This window comes from Tissierella sp. MB52-C2, assembly GCF_030931715.1.
Lineage (GTDB): Bacteria > Bacillota > Clostridia > Tissierellales > Tissierellaceae > Tissierella.
On the sequence record NZ_CP133261.1, the window covers coordinates 1,272,650 to 1,287,233 of the forward strand.

Annotated in this window: 10 protein-coding genes, 2 pseudogenes and 1 other annotated feature; all 12 genes and pseudogenes read left to right on the top strand. The window is 30.3% G+C overall.

Going from position 1 to position 14,584, the window contains the following annotated elements; translation table 11 throughout:
- Nucleotides 1-272 precede the first annotated feature (272 nt).
- Nucleotides 273-386 (top strand): annotated as a pseudogene (locus tag RBU61_RS06270) (IS3 family transposase); the annotation flags it as partial.
- A gap of 158 nt (nucleotides 387-544) precedes the next feature.
- Nucleotides 545-2,242 carry an S-layer homology domain-containing protein gene (locus tag RBU61_RS06275; RefSeq protein ID WP_308878764.1) on the top strand — a complete coding sequence of 566 codons (1,698 nt, stop codon included), beginning with the start codon at nucleotides 545-547 and terminating at the stop codon, nucleotides 2,240-2,242.
- A 206-nt stretch (nucleotides 2,243-2,448) separates the two neighbouring features.
- Nucleotides 2,449-2,634, top strand: coding sequence for a hypothetical protein (locus tag RBU61_RS06280; RefSeq protein ID WP_308878765.1), 186 nt, complete (start codon nucleotides 2,449-2,451; stop codon nucleotides 2,632-2,634).
- Nucleotides 2,635-3,150: 516 nt separating this feature from the next.
- A complete protein-coding gene (locus tag RBU61_RS06285) occupies nucleotides 3,151-4,410 on the top strand; it encodes an NAD(P)-dependent oxidoreductase (protein WP_308878768.1) in 1,260 nt (419 codons plus the stop codon).
- Between the two features lie 617 nt (nucleotides 4,411-5,027).
- Nucleotides 5,028-7,001 carry a S9 family peptidase gene (locus RBU61_RS06290; protein ID WP_308878769.1) on the top strand — a complete coding sequence of 658 codons (1,974 nt, stop codon included), beginning with the start codon at nucleotides 5,028-5,030 and terminating at the stop codon, nucleotides 6,999-7,001.
- Between the two features lie 428 nt (nucleotides 7,002-7,429).
- Nucleotides 7,430-8,335, top strand: a complete 906-nt coding sequence (locus RBU61_RS06295; RefSeq protein WP_308878770.1) for a PhzF family phenazine biosynthesis protein — start codon at nucleotides 7,430-7,432, stop codon at nucleotides 8,333-8,335.
- Nucleotides 8,336-8,687: 352 nt separating this feature from the next.
- Nucleotides 8,688-8,883, top strand: a binding site (T-box leader).
- Between the two features lie 84 nt (nucleotides 8,884-8,967).
- Nucleotides 8,968-10,248 (top strand): serine--tRNA ligase, encoded by a 1,281-nt coding sequence (gene serS, locus RBU61_RS06300; RefSeq protein WP_308878771.1) that lies wholly within the window; start codon nucleotides 8,968-8,970, stop codon nucleotides 10,246-10,248.
- 71 nt (nucleotides 10,249-10,319) lie between these two features.
- On the top strand, nucleotides 10,320-10,640 hold the full coding sequence (locus RBU61_RS06305) for a hypothetical protein (RefSeq protein ID WP_308878773.1): 321 nt from the start codon (nucleotides 10,320-10,322) through the stop codon (nucleotides 10,638-10,640).
- A 343-nt stretch (nucleotides 10,641-10,983) separates the two neighbouring features.
- Nucleotides 10,984-12,222: a transposase gene (locus tag RBU61_RS06310; protein ID WP_308878774.1), complete on the top strand. Its 1,239-nt coding sequence runs from the start codon at nucleotides 10,984-10,986 to the stop codon at nucleotides 12,220-12,222.
- A 67-nt stretch (nucleotides 12,223-12,289) separates the two neighbouring features.
- Nucleotides 12,290-12,901, top strand: a pseudogene (locus RBU61_RS06315) (DNA polymerase beta superfamily protein); the annotation flags it as partial.
- The gene (locus RBU61_RS06320; protein WP_374212489.1) at nucleotides 12,867-13,565 is read left to right on the top strand and encodes a response regulator transcription factor; all 699 of its coding nucleotides are present in this window, start codon (nucleotides 12,867-12,869) and stop codon (nucleotides 13,563-13,565) included. The pseudogene RBU61_RS06315 and the gene RBU61_RS06320, both read left to right, overlap by 35 nt.
- Nucleotides 13,555-14,574, top strand: a complete 1,020-nt coding sequence (locus tag RBU61_RS06325; protein WP_308878775.1) for a HAMP domain-containing sensor histidine kinase — start codon at nucleotides 13,555-13,557, stop codon at nucleotides 14,572-14,574. Before RBU61_RS06320 ends, RBU61_RS06325 begins: the two co-directional genes overlap by 11 nt.
- Nucleotides 14,575-14,584: the final 10 nt, after the last annotated feature.

Sequence of the window (14,584 nt, forward strand, 5' to 3'; positions counted from 1 at the left end):
ATTCTCTATCAGGTAGAGGAGGGAAATTATGAACAAACAAAAAGCGTTCAAGTCTTATGAAAACAAATATAACAGAAGAGATGAGATTTCGTCAAAGAGTAGTTAAATATGCAATTAAATATGATAACAATGTAAATGTGGCTATAAGATATCATACTAGTCGCCAACAAGTGTGGCGTTGACGAAGAAAATATGATGGTAACCTTCAGTTACTTATCCAGGCAAATGAGTACAAATAGATAATGGATTAGACTTTATAAATGATCCTGATAAGACTAGCAATATTTGAATATAGAGAGTCATGGTATAACAGAGAAAGAATACATAGCTCACTAGGTTATCTTACTCCTCAAGAATGGGAAGATAAGTCTAAGAGGGTTGCATAAAATTGTTCGAGAAAATGTATCTACTATATTGAAATAGGTCCAATAATAGTTTAATAAAGTAAGAATAGTTAAATACAATTTTAGACATTTTTCATATTTCATATCATTGTATATATATAATAAAAATAATTTAATACTTAATTTAAGGAGAGATAAAAATGAAGAAACTGATGATTATAATTTTAACCGTTTTATTATGTGCTTTTACAGTGGTTCATGCCAGTGAAATTACAGAAAGGGAAAAAAATCTAGACTTTTTGTATGAAACATTAAAAGAAAGTCATCCAAATATATTTTATAGCACATCAGAAAAAGAATTTATAAAGAGAAAAGCTGAGATTAAAAAGAATATAAATGAGAAGTCAAATGTGGAGTATGCCCTTGATTTACAAAGCTTAGTGGCTATGGTTAATGATTCCCATACAAATGTGAATACAGGTCCTGCTTTGAAAGATGTAAATATTTATCCTTTTAGCATCAGACATATTGAAACATGGGTGCTTGATGTTATTGGAACAGAATATGAAGAATACCTTGGATGGGAAATTGTGGCTTTAAATGGATATGATATGAAAACTGTAAAAAATAAAATGGCATCTATTATCAGCCATGATAATGATGTGTGGCTTCAAAGACAATTAAGGCAAATTATTAATGTCAAAGAAATTCTTGATTATGTAGGTATTATAAAAGATGATGAATTAGAAATAACAGTAAAGAAAGAAAATCAGGAAAAAACAATTTCTCTTCATGCTGTAGAGACTTCAGCGGATACGGTAGATGTGGTATATTTAGCCGAAAAGCGTAGCCAACAACCAAAAACAACTAAGGATAAATCTAAAATTTATTTTTCTATGCCATTAGATGGAAATGTTTATTATATTCAATACAATGCTTGTAAAGAAGATAAAAACTTGCCCATGGAAACATTTAGTTTAAATGTTCAAAAAGATTTAGAAAGCAATGAATATGAAACCGTTGTTATTGATTTAAGAAATAATACAGGTGGATCTGATGGGGTGATTATGCCTTTATTATATGTATTAACTGAATATCAGAAAAATAATGATATACAAATAGTAGGTCTTATTGGTGAAAATACATTTTCTTCCGCTACAATAAATGTCATGATGATAAAAGAAATGGGTGGTATTTTAGTGGGAACGTATAGTGGTGGAAGTGTTGACCATTATGGTGCAGTGGATCAATTTGAATTGCCTCACTTAAACATACAAGTGGGTCACTCTACAAAATATATAGAAATTGATAGTTTGTTTGACAGTGGCATTCCTTATGGTATTGAGCCTATTAAACCTGATATTATAAAAGAACAAACTTATGATGACTATATAAAAGGTATAGATACAGCAGTTCATTACATTGAAAATAATACAGGCAAATTGCAAGCTAATGATGATAAAAGTTTATATATTTCACGAGGAAAATTGGCTCATTTATTATATACAATGTCTCTTGAAAACAATCAACCTTTAGAATATGCAAAAGAAACACCTAAAGATGTTTTTTTCTTCACTTATTATGAAGAGGCTAGTCGTTGGGCAGTAAAAAACAATATAATAGTAGGAAAATCATCCAATGTTTTTGCGCCCTCTGATTTATTAACAAGAGAAGAATTGGCTGTTGTACTGGATAGATTTGTGTCTTATTTAAACATGGAACCAGCAGAAAAACAACAACTTTCATATAGTGATGGAAAAGATATTAGTATATGGGCAAAAGATAGTGTACAAAAAATAGTAAATATGGGTTATTTAGAACTAGAAAATGAAAAATTTAATCCAAAAAGTCATATCACCATTGAGAAATTAGAAAATATATTAGAAAATATTAAATAAAATAAATGATACAAATAAAAACCATTAACTTACAAGTAACTGTAAGTTAATGGTTTTTATAGAGTTAAATATGTTTAAAGGGTTACTATGTACAGTAAAATGAGTATACTAGATAAATAACTTGTTGGACTTAGGTTGGATCTAGATAGGTTACACTAAATTAGGACTTTGTAATGTTACTTTCCCCATAAAACAAGGTGGGGAGATTGAAAAACTACAAAAAGAGATATTATGGTTTCCACTACAATAAAATAAAAATTATATTATATATGCTAGGTGGTGGAATTATGTTTGAAGTTGCATTTAGTAATAGTGAGAAAGGTTCTATGAAAGTAGCAAAAAACTATAATGAAAAAAATATGATTGATGGAGCTATCAGCTATATTGGATAAAAACCAACTAAGATTCAATTAGGAAAACATTTTGAAGGTCAAGCAGTTGGAGGAAGTTCTAAAGATGTGGTTAATATATGTTTTTTACTTGATGTTGGAGATTTGATTTTAATAATAATGAAAAAGAGCAGTTTTTCCTAAATCAACGTAAAGATAGAGAATACATTCTATCCCCTTGCAAAAAGTGGTATACCTATACGAATATGAAAAAGCAAGGCTCCTTATTCTACTTGTGGATTTTACTTTGTTTGCAATATATTAAGAAATATTGACTGCGATATAGGTTTTGTTTGTTTATCTAAATATAAGTAAAAGTCTAATTGTGATTATGACAATAATTACTATCCTTTGAAGATTTATTAACCAAAACTACATGGAATAATATCAGTATTAACAGTTTATAATCTCCATATTGAAAAATTAATTTACTTAGTGTATTATGGGAGAGATAAAGCATAATCTTTGGTTAATTTTTTGATAGCATTTAAACAATTTTGTATAAAAGGGTGATTATATATGAATAAAGATTCAGAATTTATATTATCGGAGGCAAATAGATGTCTATTATGCAAAAATGCAAAATGTCAAATGAAATGCCCCATAAATACTGAAATTCCCGAAGTAATTAAATTATATAGAGAAGGAGAAGTTCATAAGGCTGGTGAGATATTGTTCAAAAACAACCCATTATCTGCCATCTGTTCTATAATATGTCCACATGAAAATCAATGTAAAGGAAATTGTATAAAAGGAATAAAAGGTGAACCTATAGAATTTTATGAAATAGAAAATTATATATCTGAAGAATATCTTAAAAACTTAAGTTTTGAGCCTGAAAAAAAGTTAAAAGATAGAATAGCAATCGTTGGTTCAGGTCCGGCAGGTATTACTATAGCCTTTATTTTAGCTCAAAAAGGATATAAAGTAACAATATTTGAGAAAAATGAAAAAATAGGTGGGGTTTTAAGATATGGAATTCCCGAATTTAGATTGCCAAAGAATATCTTAGATCGGATTCAAGAGTTATTAATACAATTAGGAGTAAAAATAAGACCAAGTACACTAATTGGTCCAGTATTGACCATAGATAAATTATTTGAAGATGGTTATAAAGCTATTTTCATTGGAACCGGTGTATGGAACCCAAGAAAATTAAATATTAAAGGTGAAAGTTTTGGCAATGCACATTATGCCATAGATTACCTAAAATCACCTTCAGTATATAATTTAGGCAAGAAGGTTGTAGTTATTGGTGCTGGTAATACTGCAATGGACTCAGCACGTACAGCTAAAAGGCATGGGGCTGATGATGTAACAATTGTATACAGAAAGGGCTTTGAAGATATGGCTGCGACGAAACACGAGATAGAAGAAGCTAAGGAGGAAGGAATTAAGTTTGAATTATATAAAGCACCATTAGAAATTGTTGATGAAGGTTTAATTCTTAGAGAAACTGAAAAGGTAGTTAACGAAAAAGGAGAATCTAAGATTATTGATAAGGAAGGTTCAGAAGCTCTATATGAATGTGAATCCATTATAATTGCAATAAGTCAAGCTCCGAAAAATGTTATTGTTGTAAATAATGCTGGATTTATGACTGCTAACGGGTTATTAGTAACACATAAGGGTCAGACAACAAGGGAAGGTGTATTTGCATCAGGTGATGTAGTTACTGGTTCAAAGACAGTAGTTCAAGCCATAGCAGATGCAAAGATAGTTGCTGAAGCGATGGATGAATATTGTAATAAACTAAATTCAATTAATAATGATATATAGATCGAAATAAACAAAGATTATATTGTTAACAAAACCGTTGAACCACCAATTGGAAGACATACTCTCTTAATTGGTGGTTTTTGTTTTATATAATTCTGCTGTAAATTAAAAATAAAAAATAATTGACTAAAGATACCAAAGGACAAAGACCAATGGCTAACCTTGAAACTATCTAATATATTCTTAAATATGCATATTATGAATTAGTAAAATGTTAGTAATTCTAAACTGAAAGTATTATAAAGAATAAAAATATTCCTAAATTCCAATTTCGAATACTGGGCACTTAAATAAAGGAAATCTATTGCCGATTGCATTGCAAATCGTACAAGGAGAACTCTTCTTATCCAAGGGAATGTACTTTGATATCACAGGCGAAGAACAAGCAAATGATGTAGTGACCTATCAGATTCGACAGTCCTTTTAGTGAAAGAAAAAAGATATTTAGTTAGGCAATTGACGGAAAATTCCAGTAATGCTATAATTTACCTTGTTAAGTATTTGATATTTTTCTTATTAGGCGGCAAGTTAAAAGAAGAAAAAACTTAATTAGTATCGAATGATAAATTAATTTTTTGATTATGCTTATTTGATTATAGTTACGAGGGGGGTTATTAATGGAAATGAATGAAAAAACATATCTAAGTATAGAAGAAATTATTTCATTACCAGCCTTATCAGGTACAAACATAAGTGATGATGGCAGAAACGTAGCATTTGTCAAGAAGACAGCTAACTGGGAAGACAATAAATATAGAAATCATGTATGGATATATGAAAAAGATAAGGGGCAGTGTTACCCATTAACAACTAGGGATATAGATAGTACATACCCATTATGGTCTCCAAATTCTAGATATATCGCATATCTTAGCCCAGTTGGTGACGGGGATAATAAGAAAAATCAGATATTTGTTAAGTCAATAGATGGTTATAGTGGAGTTCAAATTACTGATGAGAAAGAAGGGGTCAGTAAATTCAAATGGGAGCCTACTGGCAAGGGTTTTTATTATGTTGCACAGTCAAAAGAATCTGAGATGATAAAGAAACGTAAGGAACTATATGGAGATTTCCATCATATAGGTAAGGAATACCAGAATAATTGTTTGTATTACATTGAAATAGAAAAAGTGATACAAAATGATAAATATGAACACGAAAATAGCGTTGTTTATCAACTAATTGATGATAAGGATTTTCATATCCATGAATTTGATATTTCAAATGATGGGGAAAGGGTCGTGTTTATAGCTACACCAAGCCCACATATAGACGATATTCTTCAGAATGGAGAGCTATACATACTAGATATTAAAGCTGGAGAATTACATAAGATTAATAGAAATAAGTTATTGCGGGGGAGTGTTTGCTTTTCTCCTGATGGTACCAAAATATGTTATACAGCAAGCATAGGGGAAAAGGATTACTATAAGACACATATAAAAGATCGTACACTAGAGATATATGATATTAATAGTAGAGAGCGAATTCAGCCTTTAACAGATTTTGATAGTACGGTTATTCCAATACGATGGACAGCTAAAGGAATTTTAATTAGATGGCAGGATAAAACAAATTATCTTATTGGGTTACTATCGGAGGACGGCAAGGTGGAGATGCTAGACGAAAAAATAGATTGCTGCATAATAGATGTGTCTATAACGGAGGATGGAAATCATATATCCTATAATAAGGCTACATCAAAAGAAACCTTTGAAGTCTACTTAGACGATAAAAAAATAACAAATGAGAATAGCATTTTTAAGGGAAAGCTTAAAAGTAATAGAGAAATAATCTCATGGAAAAGTAGTGATGGTCTTGAAATAGAGGGAGTTTTATCAACTCCAATAGGATTTGATTCAAATAAAAAATATCCTTTATTGGTAATCATCCATGGTGGTCCAGATGGGGCATCTTTCCCAATACCTTCAGTCTGTTTCGAAAAGTATCCTATTGAGCAGTTTATTGAGAAGGGTTTTATAGTTTTAGAACCAAACTACAGAGGAAGTACAGGATATGGTAATGAATTCTTCAAAGCAAACTATAGAAAACTAGGAATTGGTGACTACGATGATGTTATATCTGGCGTGGATATACTAGTTGACAAGGGGATTGCAGATAAAGATAGGGTAGGGGTTATGGGATGGAGTTACGGGGGATATATATCAGCATTCTGTTCTACATTTAGTAGTAGATTTAAAGCTATTTCAGTTGGAGGTGGAATTACTAATTGGATTACCAATTATGTGAATACAGATATGCATCATTTTATTAGGACGTATTTAGGAGATAATCCATGGAATGATCCAGAGATATATACTAAAACATCACCGATGACATATATTAAATCAGCCTGTACGCCTACATTGATCCAACATGGAGAAAAGGATGCAAGAGTTCCAACCCCAAATGCATATGAGCTATATCAAGGGCTAAGGGATATGGAAGTTGATACAGAATTAGTTATATTTAAAGGAATGGGACATAGTTCTGACCAGCCAGGAATTAATGTGTCTATTATGAAGCAGAATTTGATGTGGTTTTCACACTATATCCTTGGAGAAAAAATGAAAGATTTTAGGGCTATATGATTTCCATGTGAATTTCCACTGTATAATACTCTAGCAACTGTATTGACTTACAATTTTATAACAACCTTATGGCATTAGGATCCCTTTACCTTTATAAAGGTACGGAAATGATTCGTGTAAAAATTGAAATAGGATAAAAACGTGGCTTAGATATGGAAAATTACATATTTGCCACGTTTTTTATAAAAGATTAATATCAAAATTCATATTAAATTCAGTATCTTGATCAGATTAAAAACTACTATTTTTAGCATTTTTATTTAAATATAGAGTTATTGCTTAGATGTGATTTTAGTAAGTGCAAATGTTTTTAGGGTTTTTATTAAAAATCTTTGCAATATAAGTTATATGATTATATTTTTATATGAAAAGGATTTAAATTTATAAGATATTAATTTATTAAGCCTAGATGGAGGAGTAGATATAATATGGATATAATTAGAAAGTTTTGTGTTATAAATAGTTTCACATATAATGGACAAGGCGGAAATGCTGCAGCTGTCTTTATTAATAAAGGTGACTTAGATGATTATATTATGCAGAAAATTGCTCGTCAACTTAATTTAGTTGAAACAGTATATATTGATGAAAGTAAAGAACAAGGAATAGATTTTGATATTAGATATTTTACTCCAGAAAATGAAGTTTCAATTGCAGGTCATCCTACAGTTGCTGCATTTGTCGCACTTGTAAAAGAAGAGAAAATAAATCCTATAATGAAAGATAAATATTTAGTTAAGACAAAAGATGGAATAAAAGAAGTTACTGTTGAGAAGAATGGTAGAGATATTTTTGTTAAATTGAAACAACAAAAACCAAAGTTTGGGCTAATAATTGAGGAAAAGAATAAAATAGCTAAAGCTTTAGGAATTAGTGAAAATGACATAATGAGTAATTTACCAATACAATGTATTAACACTGGATTAGGCCACTTGGTTGTACCTATAAAATCTTTCAATGGATTAATGAAAGTTAAAAGGAATATAAATCAACTAAAAAGTCTATGTGAGTCTATTGGCGTAAGGGAAATACAAGCATTTTGTTTTGAAACTAAAGATGATACATTTGATATACATACAAGAAACATATGTCCAAGAGAAGGAATTGAGGATGCAGCATGTGGAATTGGAAATGCAGCATTAGGTGCGTATTTGTTAAGTAACCATTATATTGACAGAAAAAGTATATCAATAAATGCTGAGCAGGGATATATAATAAAAATTCCATGTGCGATTAATGTATATGCTTGTAGAGTTGGTGAAGATATTGAAATACAAATTGGGGGTACAGGTAAAGTAATAATTGAAGGTAATTTTATTGTAAGTAATATATAAGTACAAAATTTGCGAGTATGATTAATTACCAAAATTTCATCAAAGTTAATAGAATATTTTTGCATTTGTATATTTTTTTAGATGCAATTACTATTTAGCTCCCTAACCGTTTTGGACAATCGCATATGATTATAGTAAAATATAATCAATTCTCTAAAATATAGTATTGCTTTATGGGCATGGGTTGATTTTATTTCAGCCTCTTTTGGTAGTATTTTCAGAGCATCTGTATAGTATCTTCTTGCATGGGTGAAACAGCCTACTCTGTTAAGTACAATAGGTGAAATTTTATAATTTACCACAGAATTAATAATTCTTCTTGTAAATTTATTTATATATGCATATAATATGCTTAATAGCGATGATAAAAACTAAGGTTTATAAATCTCCCAGAGAGCCGGTGGTTGGTGCGAACCGGTGAGAGGCTAAACTATTCCATTTTTAGAGCTATCGGCGACGAGTCGAAGGGTGTGCCCTTTACAGCACTTTAGAGTGGTCAGTTTTATCTGACAATTTGGGTGGTACCGCGGATGCTTTCCGTCCCATATAATTTGTATGGGTTTGGAAGGCTTTTATTTTTCTAAACTCATACTGTTATCTCTATGAAAAGAAAATATATGAGGAGGAAAATAATGTTAGATATTAAGTTATTGCGTGAAAACACTGACATTGTAAAAGAAAATATCAGAAAAAAATTTCAGAATGAAAAAATCACACTTGTAGATGAAATTATTACTTTAGATACTCAAAATCGGGAAGCAAAATCAAGACGTGATTATCTCAGAAGTAGAAGAAATTCAATTAGTAAAGAAATTGGCGTATTAATGTCAAAAGGAAAAAAGGATGAAGCTGAATTAGCGAAAGCAGATATAACTGTTATGGCAGATGAACTCGCAGAATTGGAGAGGGAAATTGATGATCTTGAAGTTCAGATTCTCAGAAGGATGCTGGTTATCCCCAATATTATAGACCCCACTGTACCAATCGGTAAGGATGATAGCGAGAATGTTGAAATTGAACGATTTGGAGAGCCTGCTGTACCAGATTTTGAGATACCATATCATGTTGATATTATGGGAAAATTAAAGGGTATTGATCTGGACAGTGCAAGAAAGACAAGTGGAAGCGGTTTTTATTATCTTTGCGGTGATATAGCACGTTTGCATTCTGCAATCCTATCCTATGCACGGGACTTCATGATTGACAGAGGATTTACCTATTATATACCCCCATTTATGATCAGGGGTAATGTTGTAGACGGTGTTATGAGCTTCTCAGAAATGGAAAATATGATGTATAAGATAGAAGGCGAAGATTTATATCTTATAGGCACAAGCGAACATTCTATGATTGGTAAGTTTATTGATACAATTATTGATGAAGAAAAACTTCCTCAAACACTAACGAGTTATTCTCCTTGTTTTCGTAAAGAGGTTGGTGCTCATGGCATTGAAGAACGTGGTGTATACCGAATTCATCAATTTGAAAAGCAGGAAATGATTGTGGTATGCAAACCGGAAGATAGTGCAGAATGGTTCGAGAAACTATATAAATATACGGTTGAGTTTTTCCGCACTTTAGATATACCTGTACGTACTTTGGAGTGTTGTTCGGGTGATTTGGCAGATTTGAAAGTGAAAAGTATAGATATAGAAGCATGGTCGCCGAGACAGAAAAAATATTTTGAAGTTGGTAGCTGTTCTAACTTAGGAGATGCACAGGCAAGACGTCTTTCTATCCGGATAAAGGGAAAAAATAAAGAAAATTACGTCCCACATACTCTTAACAATACAGTCGTAGCACCTCCAAGAATGCTGATATCATTTTTAGAAAACAATTTGAAAGAAGATGGTATCATATCAATACCGAAACCATTGCAAATGTATATGGGTGGTAAAGAATTAATCAAATAATTGTTGTTTATTACCGTCACTTTTGTGGCGGTTTTTTTATACCCTAAAACAGAAAGAAAGGAATGAGAACAATGCCAAAATATTTCATGTATGGAACATCATTAGAAGGAATAGAACAGCTAATTATACTGCCGCCCAATTTTTTACCAAAGAGAAGCTGTATAGTCATTAATAATTATTTTAGTTGTGAGAGAGGTTTTAAAGATTGCAATTGTATTGTAAATGATGTTAGAGATAGATATAATCCTGATTATTGCCTTTGTTTCAAAGAAATATTAACTACTGATGAAATCGAATATAGAAATTTGATAAAAGATTATGCAATGGTAGTAAAGATCACGCGTGAAGATAATATTTTAAATTATAAAGAACAAATCCTTCAAATAAAATAAGTATTTGAGGGTTTTGCTGCTCATAATTTTGATAGTAAAGGTATTGAATGTATTGGTAAAAAGTAAGTATCAAATCATCAAGATAAATTCTGTCTAAATGTATCAATTTAGAAACATATTTTCCACCAAGGGAGTACTAGATACTTATGGCATCTTTTTCGTATCCTTAAGGAACATTGATATGGTGTGTTTACTTGAAAGTTTCAGGATATTTTATCAAAAAGGCTAGTAAGAATACATCCACTTCTATAAGTGGGTGATGAATTGCAATAATTGGCAATAAACACATTGAACAAACTTCTGTTCTGTGATAAAATATATTCATAGAATGGAGGTGAAAACAGTGTATTTAACAGTAAAGCAACAAGTTAAAAACCTTACCAAAGAAGAATATCTAATCTTAAGAGAACTATCTCATACTGCTAAAAATCTATATAATGTAGCCCTATACAATATTAGACAATATTTCTTTGAAACAGGTGAATATCTTAGTTATGGTAAGAATAATCTACTATGTAAAAATAATGAGAATTACAAAATACTAAATAGCAATATGAGTCAGCAAATACTAAAAGAAGTAGATGGAACATTTAAATCATTTTTTGAATTTCTCAAACTAAAGAAACTAGGTAAATATAATTCTAAAGTAAACATTCCTAAATATCTTAAAAAAGAAGAATTTTTCACACTAATAATTGGATTTGTTAGACTTAATAATAATAAACTAATACTTCCCTATTCCAATACATACAAAAGGAATCACAAGCCTGTCATAATAACAATACCACCAATATTAAAAGATAAAGCAATAAAAGAGATTAGAATAGTACCTAAACTATCTGGAAGGTACTTTGAAATTCAATATACCTATAAGGTAGAAGAAGAGCAAAGGGAATTAAATAAGCAAAATGCACTTTCAATAGATTTAGGAATAAATAATCTGGCAACCTGTGTAACCAATAAAGGCAAATCTTTCATAGTAGATGGAAATAAACTTAAATCCATAAACCAATGGTATAACAAACAAATGGCTAAATACCAGAGTATAAAGGATAAACAAAAAATAAAAGGAATAACAAAATATCAAGTAATAATTACTAAAAAGAGAAATAATCAAGTCAATGACTATATAAATAAAGCCTGTAGATATATAATTAATTACTGTATCAATAATGATATAGGTACAATAGTCTTAGGATATAACGAAAATATACAAAATAAAATAAATATAGGAAAAGTCAACAATCAAAACTTTGTAAATATCCCTATAGGAAATATAAAAGATAAGTTAGACTATCTATGCAAACTATACAATATAACCTATATAAAACAAGAAGAAAGCTATACATCTAAAGCAAGTTTCTTTGATAAAGATGAAATACCAACAATAGGAGATAAAACCTCAGAGGGTTTTAGTGGAAAAAGAATAAAAAGAGGATTATATAAAACAAGTACAGGTACTACATTAAATGCAGATGTAAATGCAGCACTAAATATATTAAAGAAAAGTAAAGTTGTGGATCTAAGAATCCTATACAATAGAGGCGAAGTGGATACGCCTAAAAGAATAAGGATAGCTTAGCTATCAAACTTCTTCGGAAGCTCCCACTTCTATAAGTGGTGAGTAGTTCACAGACTGGCAGCTTGATGAAGTATTTGACATTAATGGATGGGATTTAAAAAAAGCGCTAAAACAGTTTCACAAGGGAAATGCAACATTATTTGAATGGAGTAATTCTCCTATTCTATATAAGACATCAAATCAATGGAATTGGATATATGAAAGAGCTAAGAACTACTTTTCCGTGAAAGCTGCAGCCTATCATTATTATGGCACTGCTAATAGTACGTATAAACAGTTCTTACAAGAAAAATCGGTAAATTATAAAAAGTACTTTTATGCATTAAGATCGTTGTTTGCAGGAAAGTACATACAAAGATATCATTGTCCACCTCCTGTATTATTTGAAGAACTTATGAATAGTATAGATATGCCTTCAGATTTGCGTAATGGAATTGAAGAGTTGCTAGAGATCAAAAAAAGGAGTGATGAAAAAGAACAGGGGATGCGAATTCCGGTTATCCATGATTTCATTACAGATGAAATAGTCAGACAAAAAGCTTATATAGATAGTATTGTAGATGATAGAAATTGTGATTGGAAAGAATTAAATGATGTTTTTTTAAACAGTTTTATTATGGATGATATAAAGAAAAAGTATAAGGATGGTGAATATAATAAAAAGAATTTTATTAGTTGAGGATGATCGGTTATTGAATCAAACTCTAGCATTTCATTTAACAACAGAAGGGTATGAAATAATCTCTTCCTATAATATAGCATCTGCTAAAGATAACCTTTCAAAAAACACTTATGATTTGATTATATTAGATGTAAACCTTCCCGATGGAAATGGTTTTGATTTATGTAAAATGTATAGTAGCAAAACAACAACTCCTATTATATTCTTAACAGCAAATGATATGGAAAGTGATATGCTAAAGGGATATGAATTAGGGGGGAATGATTATATTACAAAGCCATTCCATGTTAGTGTATTTTTAAAAAAGATAGGAGTATTATTAAAGAATACTGGCAAAAAGAATATAGAACATATTTATGATGATGGAAATTTAGTTTTAAACTTTAGCAAACGAACAGCTATGTTACAAGGAGAAAATCTTGAGTTGACTACAGGGGAGTTCAATCTGTTATATTTATTTGTTGTCAATTACAAAATGGTACTGACAAGAAGTATATTATTGGGAAAACTATGGGATGAAAATGAAAAATATGTGGACGAAAATGCCCTAACTATGATGATTAGTCGTATTCGATCAAAAATTGAGACTGAGGATAAAAAATATATTAAGACAATTTATGGAATGGGTTATCAATGGATAGGAGATGCCTATGAAGAATAGAGATTTGTTTGGAATGTCGAGCTTAATAATCATAGGGGTTGTATATCATGTTTCTTTAGCCTTATATTTTTATAATATAAAAGTACTGCTACTTTCATTAGTTGCTTATTTTATTATCATATTAGCTTCTTATTATAGCAAGAAAAGAATTGCTAATAAATATATGGATTATATAAATACTTTAAGTGACTCATTAACTTATTTAATCAATAAGGATTATCAAAGGATTAGTAAACTTCAAATTTTAGATGAAACCTTTGATTCAAAAGTAAATCAAAAAATACTGCGATTATCGGAAATTTCCCAAGAAGATTTATTACGGGGATTGAAAGAAAGGGAAAATTTGCAAGGTTTAATTTCAGATGTTTCTCATCAAGTAAAAACTCCTATGACTAATATAAAGATGCTGCAATTAATTTTAGCTAAGGATGAAATATCTAAAGAAAAGAAAGAAAGACTATTAAAATCTATGGATGGACAGTTGAGTAAAATAGATTTTCTATTAGATTCTATGATTAAAGCATCAAGACTAGAAGCAGGATTGATTCAATTAAAGAAGATTCCATCAAATTTATTTGATACAATTGCTAAAGCTATTTCTGGTATTACAGTAAAAGCAGAAGCAAGGGGTATAGAAATACTTGTAAACTGCCCAGAGAACTATATTTTATTACATGATCAAAAATGGACAGCAGAAGCTTTATTTAATGTATTAGAAAATGCAATTAAATATTCTCCTGAGAATACTAAAATAGAAGTTAAAGTACATAGATGGGAAATATATACAAATATAGATATTATAGATAAGGGGAAGGGCATTCCAGAAAAAAACTTTGGGAAAGTATTTCAAAGGTTTTTCAGAGAGGAAAGTAGTTATGATGAAGATGGGGTAGGGATAGGACTTTACCTATCCCGGGAGATTATTCAAAAGCAAGGTGGTTACATAAAAGTAGCATCTATTGTAGGAGAAGGTTCAACATTTTCAGTTTTTTTGCCAAATGATTTATAATGATTATTTT

Bases quoted from the DNA above. Each gene is read 5' to 3' on its own strand.
- RBU61_RS06285 (WP_308878768.1), top strand. From the start codon at position 3,151: ATGAATAAAGATTCAGAATTTATATTATCGGAGGCAAATAGATGTCTA.
- RBU61_RS06305 (WP_308878773.1), top strand. From the start codon at position 10,320: ATGCCAAAATATTTCATGTATGGAACATCATTAGAAGGAATAGAACAG.
- RBU61_RS06290 (WP_308878769.1), top strand. From the start codon at position 5,028: ATGGAAATGAATGAAAAAACATATCTAAGTATAGAAGAAATTATTTCA.
- RBU61_RS06275 (WP_308878764.1), top strand. From the start codon at position 545: ATGAAGAAACTGATGATTATAATTTTAACCGTTTTATTATGTGCTTTT.
- RBU61_RS06325 (WP_308878775.1), top strand. From the start codon at position 13,555: ATGAAGAATAGAGATTTGTTTGGAATGTCGAGCTTAATAATCATAGGG.
- serS (WP_308878771.1), top strand. From the start codon at position 8,968: ATGTTAGATATTAAGTTATTGCGTGAAAACACTGACATTGTAAAAGAA.
- RBU61_RS06320 (WP_374212489.1), top strand. From the start codon at position 12,867: ATGGTGAATATAATAAAAAGAATTTTATTAGTTGAGGATGATCGGTTA.
- RBU61_RS06295 (WP_308878770.1), top strand. From the start codon at position 7,430: ATGGATATAATTAGAAAGTTTTGTGTTATAAATAGTTTCACATATAAT.